The organism is Rickettsia helvetica (assembly GCF_963970025.1).
GTDB classification, from domain to species: domain Bacteria; phylum Pseudomonadota; class Alphaproteobacteria; order Rickettsiales; family Rickettsiaceae; genus Rickettsia; species Rickettsia helvetica.
Genome location: NZ_OZ018776.1, coordinates 125,778 through 140,933 on the forward strand (window position 1 = coordinate 125,778; position 15,156 = coordinate 140,933).

Sequence of the window (15,156 nt, forward strand, 5' to 3'; positions counted from 1 at the left end):
TAAATTTTAAATTATTAATATATGAATAATTCGTTAAGCAAAAGGGATATTTCTATCCTAATTGGTAATGCGATGGATCATTTTGATACCGCACTTTATGGGTTTCTAGCCCCTCTACTTGTAAGCATATTCTTTCCAAATCATGATAAAGTCGTCGCCTTAATACTTACTTATAGTGTTCTTGCTACCTCTTTATTTACACGTCCAATCGGTTCTTATTTTTTCGGTGTTATTGCTAAAAGATACGGCGGGGTTTTTGCTTTATCTCACTCTTTGATTGGAGTTGCTTTAACAACTAGCCTAATCGGTCTAATACCTTCTCATACCCAAATAGGTTGGCTTGCACCGCTATTATTAGTTGTGCTTAGAACATTGCAAGGAGTATATTCCGAGGGTGAATGTGCTATTGCTAAATTATATATTCTAGAGAATAAAATCGAAACAAAAGCATTTAAAGTTTCTTACCTTTATCAAACTTCTACTATGGTCGGTATTATTCTTGCTTCATTTATCAGCACTATAATTTTAAATGTAGAGTATAATGAATATTGGCGGTTATGTTTTATATTCAGCGGTTTTACGTCTCTTGTAGGTTATTTTTTAAGGAAGAGCGAGGATATTATATGCCATGCCTCCACTCCTCTATGTCATTCCCGCTTTCGCGGGAATCCAGTAATTAAAAAAATGACATTTTTACATGATCTCGTTACAATTTGGAACAGTAAACTAAGTATCTTACGTATTAGTTTTGCCGTAGGTTTCTCATATATGACCTACATTGTACCTTTTGTATTTATGAACAGCTTTATTCCGCTTATCACTGATATATCACTCGAAACAATGATGAAATTTAATACCGAGTTTCTGATTTTTGATATGGTGATGATTCCGATAATTGGCCATCTAACAAAAAAATTCCATTACCTTAAAATATTAAAGGGTACTCTTATTATAATGAGCTTAAGCATAATTCCTTTATGGCTGTTCTTGAATAATTCGTCTATATGGTATGTTAATTTTATGCGTATTTGGATTATAATACTTGGTGTCGGCTTCTTAGCACCTTTAAATTGCTGGTTAAATGATCTATTCAAAACTGCCGATAAATATATGTTAGTAGGTATCGGCAGTAGTATAGGCTCTTCATTAATCGGACGTCTTACCCCGTCAATCTGCCTAATACTATGGCATGTAACAGGTAACTCTTTATCAATTGCGGTTTATATAACTGCAATCTCGATGGTAACACTATGGGCTGTGAGAGTAAAAACTTAACAAAATGCTAAGCCTAAAAGTACCCCGACATAATTATTTGCTCTGAACCTTGTCATACAATCAACAGGGTTTTCAATATCAAGAGTTGCTACTTGCAATACCAACAGAATTAAAGCAGTTACAATAGGTAGGTAGTCGATATTATGATTAGCTATCTTTATTGATAAAATAAATAACAATATAAAACCTATATAACATATATAAAGCCAAAACTTAGGATGCTTGTTCTCTAAATATATGCTTAAAGATTTCACTCCTATTTTCTTATCATCTTTTATATCCATATATCCGTAAATCGTATCATAGCCGGTTGCCCAAAAGCAGCATGCTAAATACATAATAATCGCTGCCATATCAAGTTTATCCTGAACTGCCGCATACGCTATTAATGCCCCTAGCTTAAAAGTAAATCCCATCAATATTTGCGGAAAATAAGTAATACGTTTCATTAACGGGTATAGGCTAATCATTATTACAGTAAAAAAACCCGTATATATGGCTGTTTTACTTAAAAGTAGCAAAATATAAAGTGAGATAACGCTAAGAATAAAGAGTATAAAAATAGCATAAAAAACAGGTAAAGCACCGCTTGCTAAAGGTCGATCTTTAGTTCTTACGACATGCTTATCAAATTTCCGATCAAATATATCGTTAATAATACATCCGCTACTCCTTGTCGTTATGCTACCTAAAATAAATAACGGTAATAAATGAGCTAATTCCGTGTTAGAAGGATTTGCAAGCAATAATCCAAATGAAGCAGGGAAAAAAACCAGCAAATAAGCTACCGGCTTATCTGCACGCATTAATTTTAAAGTAAGTAACAGTTTGTTTAGCATTTCTATTTTCTTATTAATTCTTTAGCGAGTTCTGCTTCTAATTCCTCAATGGTTGGGAGTTCATTTTTTATCTCTTTAGGTAAATTTTCAGTTATTTTGTACTCTGCAAGTCCAATAGGTTTACTCATATCACGTAATGCATATTCAGCAAGTACATTATTCTTTGATTTGCATAAAATTAACCCTATAGAAGGATTATCGTTTGGATGCTTTAAAGATCATCTACAACCGATAAATAAAAATTCATTTTACCGGCATATTCCGGTTTAAAATCCTTATCTTTAAGCTCAATTACTACAAAACAACGAAGTTTTAAATGATAGAATAATACATCAATATAGAAGTCTTGCTCTCCCACTTCTAAATGATATTGTCTGCCAACAAAAGCAAAACCTGCTCTAAGTTCAATTAAAAATTTTTCTATATGTTCAGTTAATCCTTTTTCTACTTCCCTTTCCTGTGCTTCATTCCCTACACTTAAAAAATCAAAAATATAAGGGTCTTTAAGTGTATAATGAGCTAAATCAGATTGAGGAGAAGCTAGTTTACTTTGAAAGTTTGTTATTGCTTGTCCTTGCCTTTTATGTAACTCAAGTTCGATTTGCATAGTTAAGTACAATACGTGACCAACCATGTTCAACAGTTTTTTTCATATAAAAGATTTGGTGTTTTCTATCTTTTACTTTATCTAGTAACAGAACTATATGAAACCATGGCAATTGTGCAGCAACCTGCTGCACAATTTCTAAATCCCTATACTCTTCAGCAAAACGTCTCATATATTTAAGATTTCTGTTGCTAAATCCTTTCATTTCAGGAAATGCAAAATGTAGATCACGGCTTAAATTATCTATTACTTTAGCACCCCAGCCATATTTTTCTTGTCGTTTAAGAATTTCATTACCTATATGATATAGAGCTTTATTAGCTCGTTATTTACTGACCTTGCAGCTTTACAACGACTTTCAGATACTCGAATTTTTAATTGCTCTACAAATTCTAAATATTCAGAGGTAATAATATGTGTATTCATAGAATTTTTATTAAATAAGATTTAATTATAGGACTGTTAATAAAGTTAATTTCAATTAAGGTTGAAATTTTTTCTAATAGATACTATACATAATTTATAAAATATGCTACGAGATAAAGCTACTAAATATTTTATGGTCAAAAAATTAAAACATGATTCATTAGTAAAAATAATTAATGACCGATCTGGTAGCAGCTGAGGAGTTTTTAGAATATTATTTGCCTAGCGATTTTAAGAAGCTAGTAGATTTATCAAAAATAACGGTAGAACAAGAAAGCTACATAGAAGAATCTTTAAACAAGAAATATAGTGATATAGTATATAAAATTAGCACCAAGAGTAAAGAAGTGGCATTTGTTTATATATTAATAGAGGCCCAATCAACAATTGATTATTGGATGGCTTTGCGGCTATGGAAATATACGCTATTATTGTGTGAAAGACATAAGAAAGAAATAAATTGCCGCTAGTTTATAATTTAGTTATTTACAACGGTAAAGAAATTTATAATGCTCCAAGAAATCTGTGGAGTTTATTTACTGATAGTGTGATGGCAAAGAAATTAATGACGGAAGATTATCAGTTAGTAGATTTGCACACTATGTCAAATGATGAAATCGTCAAGAAAAAGCATTAGACCTCTTGCATAACTTGCTTCTAAAGGTAATTTGAAGGGAACGCGGAACGCAAGCACCGCAGCGTACACTTTAGTACGTGAGGATGCGAGTATACCGGATTGACGCACAAATTACCTTTAGAAGCAAGTTATGCAAGAGGTCTATTAGGTATGCTAGAATATATGATGAAGCATATCCATATGCGAGGTATGATAAAATTATGGGAGAAATTTTTAACAGAGTTTAAACATATTATAATATTGGATAAAGAAAAAGGTTATATTTACCTTAGGTCATTCTTGTGGTACACTGACGCAAAATTATCAGAACAAAAACAACCGGAATTAGTACAAGTATTTACTAAGCATTTATCATCTAAAGATAAGGATAATATTATGAGAACAGTAGCTGGAAAATATATAGATAAAGGAATGGAAAAAGGCATCGCAATAGGCAAAGCTAAAGGTGAACATAATAAGGCAGTAATTATAGCAAAAGAAATGTTCACTCAGGACTTTAAAATTCCTGTTATTGCCAAAATTACAGGTCTTCAAGAAACTTTTGTTCGCTCAATTGTAAAAAGTAATTAATCGTGCAAGCACCACTTGCACAAATCCTAGATATCCATATCCTCCCAAAGAAAAGCATATATTGTCATAATCACATATAACCTTTATAATAACATTCTTGAATCAACTACAAAATCTATGCAAGAATTTCCAAAAAATTATAATTTTACCGAAAATGAAAAAAAATGGCAGCAAATTTGGCAAGAGCAGCAAATTTATGCGTATGATCCAAATATTTCAAAAGAAGAAACATTTATAGTAGATACACCGCCTCCGACTGTTTCAGGACAACTACATATCGGGCATGTTTACAGCTATACACAAACAGATTTTATTGTACGCTTCCAGCGTATGATCGGTAAAAATATCTTTTACCCTATGGGTTTTGACGATAACGGGCTACCGACCGAGAGACTTGTTGAAAAGCAGAAACAGATCAAAGCTTATAATACGGGAAGAGACGAGTTTATAAAAATTTGCGAAGAGGTAGTAGCAAGTGAAGAAGAAAAATTTAGAAGTCTATTTAACCAAATAGCTTTATCGGTTGATTGGAGTTTAGAGTACCAAACTATCAGTCCGTTATCACGAAAAATATCGCAAATGTCTTTTCTTGATTTAGTACAAAAAGAGGAAGTTTATCGTGCTAATCAACCGATTTTATGGGATCCAGTAGATGGTACAGCTCTTGCCCAAGCCGATATTGAGGATAAGGAAAAAACCTCTTTCATGAATTATATTACGTTTAAAACCAAGCAAGGAGAACCGCTTACTATAGCAACTACAAGACCTGAATTATTACCGGCTTGCGTAGCCGTATTTTATCACCCTGACGATAGACGTTATAAGCATCTAGCAGGTAAATCAGCTATAATCCCGCTTTTTAATGAGAAAGTTCCAATGCTTGCTGATCCTTTAGTACAACAAGATAAAGGTACGGGGCTGGTAATGTGCTGTACGTTTGGCGATCAAACGGATATTACTTGGTGGAAGACACATAATCTACCTTTAAAAACAATTATCACTAAAAAAGGTACAATAGACTTCCAACATGCAACTTCTATAGACGGATTGAAAATTAAAGAAGCTCGAACAAAAATAATAGATATTTTAAAAGAACAAGAGTTGCTTATTAAACAAGAAGAAATAACTCATACCGTTAAATGTGCCGAGAGGTCAGGTTCACCGCTTGAAATTTTAACCGTCCCGCAATGGTTCGTTAAAACGATATCACATAAAGAAGTATTACTTAACAGAGCAAACGAGTTAAACTGGCGTCCTAACAATATGAAAATTCGCTTAGAGAATTGGATTAATGCCATTAGCTGGGATTGGTGCATAAGTAGGCAACGTTATTTTGGTGTACCATTTCCTGTTTGGTACTCTAAAAGAGTCGGTGAGGAAGGTAAGATTTTATATGCCGATATTTCGCAGCTACCTGTCGATCCGTTAAAAGATTTACCTATAGGTTATAGTAAGGAAGAAGTAGAACCTGATTTGGACGTTATGGATACTTGGGCAACAAGTTCTGTTTCACCTCAACTTTCTACTCATGGTATTTCTGATGATTTCGCTGTTAATAAAGATAGATACGATAAATTATTTCCGATGGATTTAAGACCTCAAGCACACGAAATTATCAGAACTTGGGCATTTTATACTATCTTAAAAGCTCATTTACACCAAAATACTCTACCGTGGAAAAACATCATGGTAAGCGGTTGGTGTTTAGCTGAAGATCGAAGTAAAATGTCAAAATCTAAGGACAATGTTTTAGTTCCTGAAACACTGCTAGAACAATACGGTTCCGACGTAATACGTTATTGGTCAGCAAATTCAAAGCTAGGTGCTGATACCGCCTATTCTGAAGACGTTATGAAAAACGGCAAAAGGCTTGTTAACAAGCTATGGAATGCCGCTAAATTTGTTTCTATACATTTTGATAAACTGAAAGGTGAAGATAAAAAAACAAAGCTTTTAGATATTAAAGAAAAAATCACTAACGAATTTGATCAGTGGATGATTAATAAACTAGTGGAATTAGTTAATACGGCAAAAAATGAGTTACAAAACTATGAATATGCAAATGCTATGCATCTGACGGAAAAGTTTTTTTGGGCGGTATTTTGTGATAATTATTTAGAAATAAGCAAAACAAGAAGCTATGACGAGAAAAACAAAAATCCACAAGGACAATATAGTAGCATATTAACTTTATATCATGTTATGCAAACGTTACTAAAACTATTTGCACCTTTCATGCCGCATATTACCGAAGAATTATACCAAATATTATATAGTGAAAATTCTATTCACGTTAAAGGTAACTGGATTAATTACGGTGACTTAAACTATGAAATCGATGCAAAAGGAGCAGAAGGGCTGCTTGAAATACTAGATATCGTCAGAAAATTCAAAGCTGAGAAGAATCTATCTATAAAAGCTCCAATAAAATTGCTTGAAGTTAGCGGCATAGTATTATCTGCAGAATTAGCAGAAGATTTAAAAAACGTCACATCGGCAGAAGCAATACAATTTGAGATGAAAGATGATAAAATTAAAGTCAATGTTATTCTTTAAAAATATTACAGGTTTAATATTACTTATATTTGCCGGTATATTTTTTTATGCTTATATATTAGAACATGACTGGCGATATGTAACCTTAAGTGATGAACAAGTAAAAAAATACAGGATTAGCGAGAAAAAAGCTATTGCCCTTTATCAGCTAATGAAAGACACTCATGAGCTACTTGGTAAGAATAATATTAATTATTGGATAGAAGGCGGCACTCTGCTTGGAGCCGTTAGACATCAAGGCATAATTCCTTTTGACGATGATTTAGATATTGGTATTATGCATGAAGACGAAATATTTCTGCAGCAAATATTACCACAATTTGAACAACTAGGTTATACTGTTTCCTACGAGAGAGCTTATAATATATGCAAAAAAGCTTGTTTAGATATTTTCATTGTTCATAAAGAACAAAACAAATTTATATATACTAATTTAGCGGTTCGAGATAAGTATCCAAAGAGTTTATTTTATGATAATGAATTATATCCTTTAAAAAAATATAAATTCGGTAGTATAGAGGTGTACGGTCCCGCTGATCCTATAGGAAATCTAAATAGGCAATATCCGGAATGGGATAAGTATGCAGTGATAGAGCATTCCCATAGCTTACATTTACCTTTTTTATCGAATATCGAGAAAAAAACCAAATTTATATTAACGCCGGAATTGTTAAAACCGGCTCAGCCTTTTAGTCCTTTAGAGGATAGAATAAGCTTTTAAACAAATTGAGATAAAGAAGTAATAGCCGGTTGTTTTAAACAGATTAAAAAAATATTATATCAGCAGGGAAAATGTAATTTAAGGTTCAAGGTGATAAAATTAAAGTCGATATTATCCTTTAAAAATATTTTACGCTTAATTCTTACTATTTTCGTCGGTATATTGTGTTATGCTTATCTACTAGAACATAATTGGCGATATGTATTCTTAAGCGATGAACAAGTAAAGAGATATAGAATTAGTGAGAAAACAGCACTTAGCCTTTATCAGCTAATGAAAGATACTCATGAGCTACTTGGTAAGAATAATATTAATTATTGGATAGAAGGCGGCACTCTGCTTGGAGCCGTTAGACATCAAGGCATAATTCCTTTTGACGATGATTTAGATATCGGTATTATGCATGAAGACGAAATACGCCTACAGCAAATATTGCCGCAATTTGAACAATTAGGATATTGTGTTAAACATAATAAAATTTATGTAATTTGTGGAGGAAGATGCTTAGATATTTTCGTATTTCATAAAGAAAATGATAAATTTGTTCATTTTAATCACAGTATGCGTAATAAATATCCAAATGATTTTTTTTATGATTATGAGCTATATCCTTTAAAAAAATATAAATTTGGTAGTATAGAAGTATATGGCCCATCTGAATATAAAGAGCATTTGAATAGACAATATCTAGAATGGGATAAATATGCAATAATATACAGCCCTCATAGCTTACATTTACCTTTTTTATCGAATATCGAGAAAAAAACCAAATTTATATTAACGCCGGAATTGTTAAAACCGGCTCAGCCACTCGGACCGCTAGAAGATAAAGTGAATATAATCAATTCAGCTACATTTACTGGTATGTGCGAGGATACAGCTTATAATTAAATGTCGAATTGGTAACGACTCTTTCGATATAAGCAACGAAATAGTCATATGATTTACATATGTAAACAAAGACAATTTCTTTATACGTTTAACCAGATTACTTTTTTGCAAAAATTCGTATTAAATAAGTTGAGATAAGAAAGTAATAGCCGGTACTATCCATAAACCCGATTTATCAAAGCAAGAAGTAGAAATAGCTTGTTTATTTTGAATTACTTGAAAACTAAACTCAGGTTTAAGTAATTCATGGAAATATTTTAAGTTTGAAGAAACGGCTGAGTCACTTACTTGTGCTTCCACTAAAATCCAAGGTTGGTTATCTTTTGTTATTACTAAATCGACTTCACGTTTTTGTTTATCACGAAGATAGTATAAACCAAAATCACCAAGCCCTGTTTCGTTCCAAAAATATACGGCTTTTAAAAGGTGAGAAGCTATAAGATTTTCAAACCTCGCTCCTATATCTTTTATTTGCGACCAATCCCAAGGTAATATTTAGGCTCTTTTATTAAGCTTTTTACAACATGTTTAGACCAAGGTTTGATCGCAAAACAATAATAATGTTTTTCTAGCAAAGAGAGCCATCTTCTTATTGTTTGGTCTGAAACCCTAACTTTGTTAGCAAGATTTGTATAGCTTATTAATGAACCGGCTTGTTCGTTTATAATGCTAGCAAGCAATTCTAATGCATAAATATTATTGATATCTTCAGTATTTCTTACATCTTCTCTAAATAATTGCTCGAATCTTTGATTACTCCATATTCTATGAAATTGAGCAGTTGCTTTTAAATAGCTTTCTGCAAATCCTCCAAAATTTATTAGAGCTTTAAATTCATCTATGGTGATATTTTTTGGGCTTTTTATATAATCAATGTTATTATCAAAATTTTTAGCTATTTCAGATACCGATAACGGATGCACGGTTAAATTTATATAACGCCCCATTAGGCTATCGCCGCCTTTTTTGTATATATTTAATTTGGCACTACCTGTTATAATAAATTCAATATTTTCTCCGAATTTATCATAAAATCTTTTTACAAGATTTTTCCAATCTTTATATTTATGAATTTCATCTAATATTAAGCACGGTTTCTTATCGGATATAGTAGAAAGTAGATTTTCAAAAAGTTCTGTGTGTTTATTTAAGATTTTATTTCTATCTTCTAGATAATCCCAATTTAGGTAAATTGAATTAGGATTAGGCTTAATTACTTGTTTTGATATTGTAGTTTTTCCTACTTGTCTTGCTCCGCTTATAAATACAAGCTTACCGTAATTTGTTAGATATTCTTCAACTTGCTTTTTATATAACCTATCCATTATAATATCTCTATAAATTTATAAAAATATTATAAGCAAATATCGAAATAGTCTTATTGGTAGCATTGAAATTGAACAGCTATACTTTATTATGACTGATCACCTATTAGATGAATTGCATTTATATACTCATTAATATCTGGACATAAAATATTACTACTCTCCTGATGAGGCTCAATACTAACATCAAACGGCGATTGTAAATGCTTAGATATTATTTCAATAACCTCAAGCTCACCTGTGCTATTTGCTATTTCCATATACTCACTTTTTTTAGGCATATATGGAGTAAGCTTTTCAATATATTTTAAATAGCCTTGTTCAAGAGCCTTACTAAAAAGACTTTCCTTTGCTTCCTTAACAGAGGAACGCATAAATACTTTATCAATAGTCTCTGAATCCCCATTGTCAAGCACCATTCTTAAATAAAATTCGTTTTCTACATTTTTAGGATGACTAAGTACTTTATTGAGAATATCCTTGTTCCATTTTTTCCATGGCTCATAAAAACTAAATCCAAAATGATCCCTCATGCTTATCTTGTCTAGTCTCTCAAGGAACATATCAACAATCTCTGGGTCTCCTATATTACAAATAGGACCTAAAGAATTAGCACTAATCTTCAATGTTGAATCATTAAGTATTATCTTAATCAATTCCTTATCGTTAGCTTTTAGAGCATGAGAGAAAGCGTTAGTACCTAACATAATTGAAGGATATTTAAAAATCATTTCATTAAGTTTATGGCTTTGGATAGAAGATAACTTCTTATCTCCATTTGCAAAATTACTAATACTTATTTCTGCTATATTTTCATTGAATAATTCATCAAGGATAGCTTAATTTATTATCATCCATAGCTATAGCTGTTTTAAAAAGAATATCAGTTTTTAATAAATCTTTCATAGAAGGTTGCTTAAAAAGCATTCTTAGAGTTTCTAACTTCTTACCTTCATATATTTCAGGATAGTAACCTTTTTTTAGTTTAGACAAGAGTTCTTCAAACTCAATTTCAGAGGTAGAATTTTTCCACCTAAACCAACCTTCGGAATAACTATTTCTATGTTCTTCATATTCTTTTCCACCCTTAATTTGGTAGTCTTCAAAACGCCAATTTGCTACCTCTTTGCTTTCTTCTAAGATATCTTGATAATTTTCTGAAGTGTTTATTTGTTTCAATATTTCCTTTATAGCTTCTGGCTTGGATTGCATAAATTCTACAATTAGTTTTCGTGTATTATGAGTAGTAAGAAATTCAGCTTTTTCCGTATTATCGGCATATTCATCTGCATTTTCATATTTTCTATATTCCATACTTTGTACTTCAGTATTTACAGCATTTCCTAACTCAAATAAAATACTATGAAAAACTTTGGTTACATCACTCATGTCTGCATCAATAATTTTTTTTGCTGGCAATATACAACAAGTACCAAATTGTTTAGTACTAAGATATTGCGGCTCATCACCTACATCACCTGCAAATTCTATAGTATTAATTCCTGCTCTTGCCGCATCCGTAATAAGCTGGAGTATAGGAGTAAAATCTCCAATCACATTTTCTATACAATCTATAATTTCTTTTAACTCTTCTTTTCTTTCTTTAGCAACTTTAGTAAAAACAAAATTGTAATTTTTAGATAGCATATTATCCCCTTTATTTATTAAAAAATTTACTAAGATTTTGTTAATTTTCTTGAAGTTGTTATAATACAGTATTATTAACAAAATGTCAATTAATTATTAATATTTTAATGTATTTAAAATAATTAGTGCAAATTATGAGGTACTTTAGTATTATTTATTTAACATTAGTCCTCTTGCATAACGCAGCTAATAAAGAGGAATTTGAAGGAAACACGGAACGCAGAACCGCAGCGTACATTTTAGTACGTGAGGATTCGAGCACCGGATTGACGTATAAATTACCTTTAGAAGCAAGTTATGCAAGAGGACTATTTTAAAAACTCAAACTTATTTTATGCCTTATCTATTATCAGTTACCGCAGCTACGCTACTTATTTTATTAGCTTTAATAATTTGGTTTTATGTAAAAACTAAAACCTTAAAAATGCAGCTACAATTCTTATCAGAGCAGAATCTAGAAATTAGCAATAATAATCAATTATTGAACCAAGAAAAAATAGGATATTTACAGAAAATTGAGCAATTGAAGTGTAAAGTAGAATATCAAGAGCAGACTATTAAGGATTCGGAAAAAATAAGAGAAGAGTCGTTTTCATCAGCGAAAGCTGCTTTATTTGATCTTGGAAAAGATTTGTCCAAGCAATTAATAGAGATACATAAAATAGAAAATACGGCAGCAAGAGAGCTAGCTGAGAAAAATATTGCTACTGCTTCAGGAAAATTTAATAGTGAGTTTGAGCGGTTGATTACTATGGTAGGGGCATTAAATAAAGATATAGAACAATCAAAAGGCACGGTTGATTTGATAAAACAGTCGCTGCTTTCTCCGATCGGGGCGGGGCTGCTTGCCGAAATTACGCTTGAGAATATCCTAAAATCTTCGGGCTTACGTCCTAATTTAGATTTTATCATGCAATACGGTCTAACTACGCTAGATAGCGGAAAGCTAAGACCCGATGCCCTTATTTTTCTTCCTTCCGGTAATTTAATGGTTATTGATTCCAAAGCTTCAAAGTTTCTAGTTGATGAGCAGGATAATAGCGGGAATCTTAGCAAAACTATGAATTACCATTTAAAATCTCTAGCTAATAAAGACTATGCCGAAAATATTTTAACTAATCTAAACAAAAAGGATCAGAGCTTTAACAATGTTATTACTTTGATGTTTTTGCCGACTGAACAAGCCGTTGAGAAAGTTATTGCTGCTGATTCTGAATTTTTACAAAAAGCTTGGAGTTGTAATATTTTTCCAGTAGGTCCTAGCGGACTTATGAATATGCTATCATTTGCAAGATTTCAAATTACTGATCATCGCCGTTCGGAAAATTATAAGGTAATTATTGAAGAAGTGAGAAAGCTGTTAAGTTCTATCGGTACTATGACTGATTATTCTCAAAAGATCGGTAATAACCTGCAAAATATGGTTACTAATTATGATAAATTTGCTGCCTCGTTTAATCGTAATTTTATGTCAAGAGTGAAGAATATTCAAAAACTCGGTATTGATTCAGGAAATAAAGCCATGCCGGCTACCTTAGAGCGTTATCAAATCGTTTCCTCTAAATCTGAAATTATTGAAGTGGAGGCAGAAAATCCGCCACAAATAGAAGAAAAATTATAAATAAATTTTTCTCGTAAACCTAGATCACAGCACTGATAGATATAACAATATTAGTAAACAATTTGATAATAATAATTTACCCTATGAAATTTAATACAGTAGACGGTTATAATTTATCTATAACAGATGCAGCGGGAAAAAGGTTTACCGGCTTAGATGTAAAAAATAACCCTCTCTTTTATCCCTTGATAACGGTTATACTGTACTTTGTCCTTCAGAAAATATAAATTATCGTTCCGATAGCAAAATATTAAATCATACTTTAACGGCAGGAGAACTAGGTTGTTATTGTAGCCATAGAGAAATTTGGCTTAAAATGGTTAAATAAAATATACCTTATGCCCTAATAATAGAAGATGATGCTATACTCAATGACGATTTCCGTAATAAATTTTTAACAATGCTGAAGCATTTACCTACCGACTGGGATTTAATTTATTTGTCCTTGTCACATTCTAAAAACAAAATATTTTATAATATTTACAATAATCCGTATTTAAAGAAGATAGGTCATAATGGTTACTTTAATACAACTACAGGTTATTTGATACACTTAAAAGCTGCTCAAAAACTTCTTGAATATAGCAAAAACTTTACTTTAGAGATTGATAATGTAATGCACCAAGCTTTTATATGCATAACGAAGTGCAAGCGCCTATGTCACTTCGCCTTTTTTAATATACATGCAACATTTAATTCTGAAGATTCAATTTATATTTGAAATAGGAAGAGCACATTAAATAACGTAAACTTTATAACCTTAACCTAAGCATGGTACTTCTTCTATAGGATCAACATCAATAACTGTATCATCGTTTGTGCCTGGAGGCAACCTTATTAAGCCAAGTAAGGGTAGTAGCGGTTTTCTCGGCAATATTCTTGCCTGCACTACTAATTGCCTTGCCAACATTTAAATCCGATATAGCAGTTGTTAAAACATCTATTAAAGTTGCAAGACTTAAGAATTTTAAATCTTTAATAGACTCAAAAATTATTAAAGGTACTATCACTACAGTCAGTCTTGCCGCATCATTATAGTAAAACTTTTGAAAAAACACATCATTAGTTATATTTGTCGCCGGTGATATTTTCTATAACTTTATTGCCACAATATGTTGATACTAATAAAGACGCATTAATTTAATAGATGTTGATGCATAAAACATTGGATCTTCATAAAATTCTAATTCTGGATTATGAAAGTAAAAACAGATATAATCCAAAATCAGTGTGGCTATTGCCGAACACATAGCAGTACTCTTCCATCCATGATAGGTACTAATGTCTGATTCAATATTGTTAAAATCTATATCTTGATTGGTAAGTTTATTATATATTGCCTGAAGTGTTATTTGCGTATTCTTATCTTTTGTGGAATGTTTATATAGTAACTGACAATATGGTTTAATTCCTTCAGCTGTAAATTTCTTATTCTCAATTAAAGCCGGTACAATTTTATCATGCAAAAATTTAATTAATTTATTTTGCATAAAATTTGTAACTTTACTTTGTTCTTCTACTACTCCTGCAGCTGCAGTAAAGCCGTATATACAATTATATGATTAATAATATCATTATTTAATAAATCAATAGGCTGCAACCCTAAATTAGCAGCATATCTAAAACAAAGCGCAGTTGTATTTACGGCATCATTAGCAAAGCTTGGAGTGTGATCAAATAAAAATTTAATATCTTTAGCATTCGAGTTCTTCCCAAACTCTACTTCTAGAGGTAATTTGTACGTCGATCCTCGCATCCTCACGTACGTTTATGTACGCTGCGGTGCTGCGATTCCGTGTCTCCTTCAAATTCCTTTCTATAAGCGTCTTTGGGAAGAACTCGATTTCTAGTGTTATTTTCTAATACTTGAAACATATTATTATTAATCTCTTTAGTTTGTCTATTTGATAAGACCATACCGGGAAAAGATAATAAAATTTGTAGCATCGCAAGGCTAGTGGTCGGTAAAGCACATAATTCATACCAAGGATCCTGTTCGTCAATTACATATGAACATAAAGCAATTACACCCACTATAAGA

At 31.7% G+C, this 15,156-nt stretch carries 15 protein-coding genes and 4 pseudogenes; 8 read left to right on the forward strand and 11 right to left on the reverse strand.

Annotation, left to right across the window (positions count from 1 at the left end):
- The first annotated feature begins 21 nt into the window (after nucleotides 1-21).
- Nucleotides 22-1,275 (forward strand): MFS transporter, encoded by a 1,254-nt coding sequence (locus tag AB1146_RS00835; RefSeq protein WP_029374758.1) that lies wholly within the window; start codon nucleotides 22-24, stop codon nucleotides 1,273-1,275.
- Here the strand turns inward: AB1146_RS00835 and ubiA are convergent.
- A complete protein-coding gene (gene ubiA, locus AB1146_RS00840) occupies nucleotides 1,272-2,114 on the reverse strand; it encodes a 4-hydroxybenzoate octaprenyltransferase (protein ID WP_010421541.1) in 843 nt (280 codons plus the stop codon). The genes AB1146_RS00835 and ubiA overlap by 4 nt on opposite strands.
- Before the next feature lie 2 nt (nucleotides 2,115-2,116).
- Nucleotides 2,117-3,147: pseudogene (locus AB1146_RS00845) on the reverse strand (PDDEXK nuclease domain-containing protein).
- 133 nt (nucleotides 3,148-3,280) lie between these two features.
- Between AB1146_RS00845 and AB1146_RS08470 the strand changes: the two are divergent.
- The 4 genes and pseudogenes from AB1146_RS08470 to AB1146_RS00870 all read left to right on the forward strand — a co-directional run bounded on the left by AB1146_RS08470 (nucleotide 3,281) and on the right by AB1146_RS00870 (nucleotide 8,522).
- A pseudogene (locus tag AB1146_RS08470) lies at nucleotides 3,281-4,354 on the forward strand (Rpn family recombination-promoting nuclease/putative transposase).
- Between the two features lie 117 nt (nucleotides 4,355-4,471).
- Nucleotides 4,472-6,910 (forward strand): valine--tRNA ligase, encoded by a 2,439-nt coding sequence (locus tag AB1146_RS00860; protein WP_010421539.1) that lies wholly within the window; start codon nucleotides 4,472-4,474, stop codon nucleotides 6,908-6,910.
- The gene (locus tag AB1146_RS00865) at nucleotides 6,879-7,631 is read left to right on the forward strand and encodes a LicD family protein (protein WP_010421537.1); all 753 of its coding nucleotides are present in this window, start codon (nucleotides 6,879-6,881) and stop codon (nucleotides 7,629-7,631) included. The genes AB1146_RS00860 and AB1146_RS00865 overlap by 32 nt, the downstream gene beginning before the upstream one ends.
- 90 nt (nucleotides 7,632-7,721) lie before the next feature.
- Nucleotides 7,722-8,522 (forward strand): LicD family protein, encoded by an 801-nt coding sequence (locus AB1146_RS00870; RefSeq protein ID WP_010421536.1) that lies wholly within the window; start codon nucleotides 7,722-7,724, stop codon nucleotides 8,520-8,522.
- Nucleotides 8,523-8,642: 120 nt separating this feature from the next.
- Here AB1146_RS00870 and AB1146_RS00875 read toward each other — a convergent pair whose 3' ends face one another.
- The 5 genes and pseudogenes from AB1146_RS00875 to AB1146_RS00895 form a co-directional block, all read right to left on the reverse strand.
- Nucleotides 8,643-8,822 (reverse strand): hypothetical protein, encoded by a 180-nt coding sequence (locus AB1146_RS00875; RefSeq protein ID WP_029374757.1) that lies wholly within the window; start codon nucleotides 8,820-8,822, stop codon nucleotides 8,643-8,645.
- Nucleotides 8,823-8,873: 51 nt separating this feature from the next.
- Nucleotides 8,874-9,017: pseudogene (locus tag AB1146_RS00880) on the reverse strand (ATP-binding protein); the annotation flags it as partial.
- Nucleotides 8,990-9,847: an ATP-binding protein gene (locus AB1146_RS00885; protein WP_029374756.1), complete on the reverse strand. Its 858-nt coding sequence runs from the start codon at nucleotides 9,845-9,847 to the stop codon at nucleotides 8,990-8,992. The pseudogene AB1146_RS00880 and the gene AB1146_RS00885, both read right to left, overlap by 28 nt.
- 89 nt (nucleotides 9,848-9,936) lie before the next feature.
- Entirely contained in the window at nucleotides 9,937-10,554 is a 618-nt protein-coding gene (locus AB1146_RS00890) for a hypothetical protein (protein WP_010421534.1), read from the reverse strand.
- Nucleotides 10,555-10,675: 121 nt separating this feature from the next.
- Complete coding sequence (locus AB1146_RS00895; RefSeq protein WP_010421531.1) at nucleotides 10,676-11,494, reverse strand: hypothetical protein; 819 nt, start codon at nucleotides 11,492-11,494, stop codon at nucleotides 10,676-10,678.
- Between the two features lie 134 nt (nucleotides 11,495-11,628).
- Between AB1146_RS00895 and AB1146_RS00900 the strand changes: the two genes are divergently transcribed.
- From AB1146_RS00900 to AB1146_RS00910, 3 genes and pseudogenes are all read left to right on the forward strand, one after another.
- On the forward strand, nucleotides 11,629-11,811 hold the full coding sequence (locus tag AB1146_RS00900; RefSeq protein ID WP_040611279.1) for a palindromic element RPE1 domain-containing protein: 183 nt from the start codon (nucleotides 11,629-11,631) through the stop codon (nucleotides 11,809-11,811).
- 17 nt (nucleotides 11,812-11,828) lie between these two features.
- A complete protein-coding gene (locus AB1146_RS00905) occupies nucleotides 11,829-13,115 on the forward strand; it encodes a DNA recombination protein RmuC (RefSeq protein WP_010421527.1) in 1,287 nt (428 codons plus the stop codon).
- 247 nt (nucleotides 13,116-13,362) lie between these two features.
- Nucleotides 13,363-13,836: pseudogene (locus tag AB1146_RS00910) on the forward strand (glycosyltransferase family 25 protein).
- An 88-nt stretch (nucleotides 13,837-13,924) separates the two neighbouring features.
- Here the strand turns inward: AB1146_RS00910 and AB1146_RS00915 are convergent.
- The 4 genes from AB1146_RS00915 to AB1146_RS00930 form a co-directional block, all read right to left on the reverse strand.
- The gene (locus AB1146_RS00915) at nucleotides 13,925-14,173 is read right to left on the reverse strand and encodes a hypothetical protein (RefSeq protein WP_232203667.1); all 249 of its coding nucleotides are present in this window, start codon (nucleotides 14,171-14,173) and stop codon (nucleotides 13,925-13,927) included.
- Nucleotides 14,174-14,236: 63 nt separating this feature from the next.
- Nucleotides 14,237-14,605: a hypothetical protein gene (locus AB1146_RS00920; protein WP_355404075.1), complete on the reverse strand. Its 369-nt coding sequence runs from the start codon at nucleotides 14,603-14,605 to the stop codon at nucleotides 14,237-14,239.
- Between the two features lie 29 nt (nucleotides 14,606-14,634).
- The gene (locus AB1146_RS00925; protein ID WP_198005291.1) at nucleotides 14,635-14,877 is read right to left on the reverse strand and encodes a hypothetical protein; all 243 of its coding nucleotides are present in this window, start codon (nucleotides 14,875-14,877) and stop codon (nucleotides 14,635-14,637) included.
- Complete coding sequence (locus AB1146_RS00930; protein WP_010421520.1) at nucleotides 14,874-15,149, reverse strand: hypothetical protein; 276 nt, start codon at nucleotides 15,147-15,149, stop codon at nucleotides 14,874-14,876. Before AB1146_RS00930 ends, AB1146_RS00925 begins: the two co-directional genes overlap by 4 nt.
- Nucleotides 15,150-15,156: the final 7 nt, after the last annotated feature.

What these genes read in the sequence shown, in the direction of transcription:
- AB1146_RS00835 (WP_029374758.1), top strand. Translation starts at nt 22, where the DNA reads ATGAATAATTCGTTAAGCAAAAGGGATATTTCTATCCTAATTGGTAAT.
- ubiA (WP_010421541.1), bottom strand. Translation starts at nt 2,114, where the DNA reads ATGCTAAACAAACTGTTACTTACTTTAAAATTAATGCGTGCAGATAAG.
- AB1146_RS00860 (WP_010421539.1), top strand. Translation starts at nt 4,472, where the DNA reads ATGCAAGAATTTCCAAAAAATTATAATTTTACCGAAAATGAAAAAAAA.
- AB1146_RS00865 (WP_010421537.1), top strand. Translation starts at nt 6,879, where the DNA reads ATGATAAAATTAAAGTCAATGTTATTCTTTAAAAATATTACAGGTTTA.
- AB1146_RS00885 (WP_029374756.1), bottom strand. Translation starts at nt 9,847, where the DNA reads ATGGATAGGTTATATAAAAAGCAAGTTGAAGAATATCTAACAAATTAC.
- AB1146_RS00890 (WP_010421534.1), bottom strand. Translation starts at nt 10,554, where the DNA reads ATGTTAGGTACTAACGCTTTCTCTCATGCTCTAAAAGCTAACGATAAG.
- AB1146_RS00895 (WP_010421531.1), bottom strand. Translation starts at nt 11,494, where the DNA reads ATGCTATCTAAAAATTACAATTTTGTTTTTACTAAAGTTGCTAAAGAA.
- AB1146_RS00900 (WP_040611279.1), top strand. Translation starts at nt 11,629, where the DNA reads ATGAGGTACTTTAGTATTATTTATTTAACATTAGTCCTCTTGCATAAC.
- AB1146_RS00905 (WP_010421527.1), top strand. Translation starts at nt 11,829, where the DNA reads ATGCCTTATCTATTATCAGTTACCGCAGCTACGCTACTTATTTTATTA.
- AB1146_RS00920 (WP_355404075.1), bottom strand. Translation starts at nt 14,605, where the DNA reads ATGCAAAATAAATTAATTAAATTTTTGCATGATAAAATTGTACCGGCT.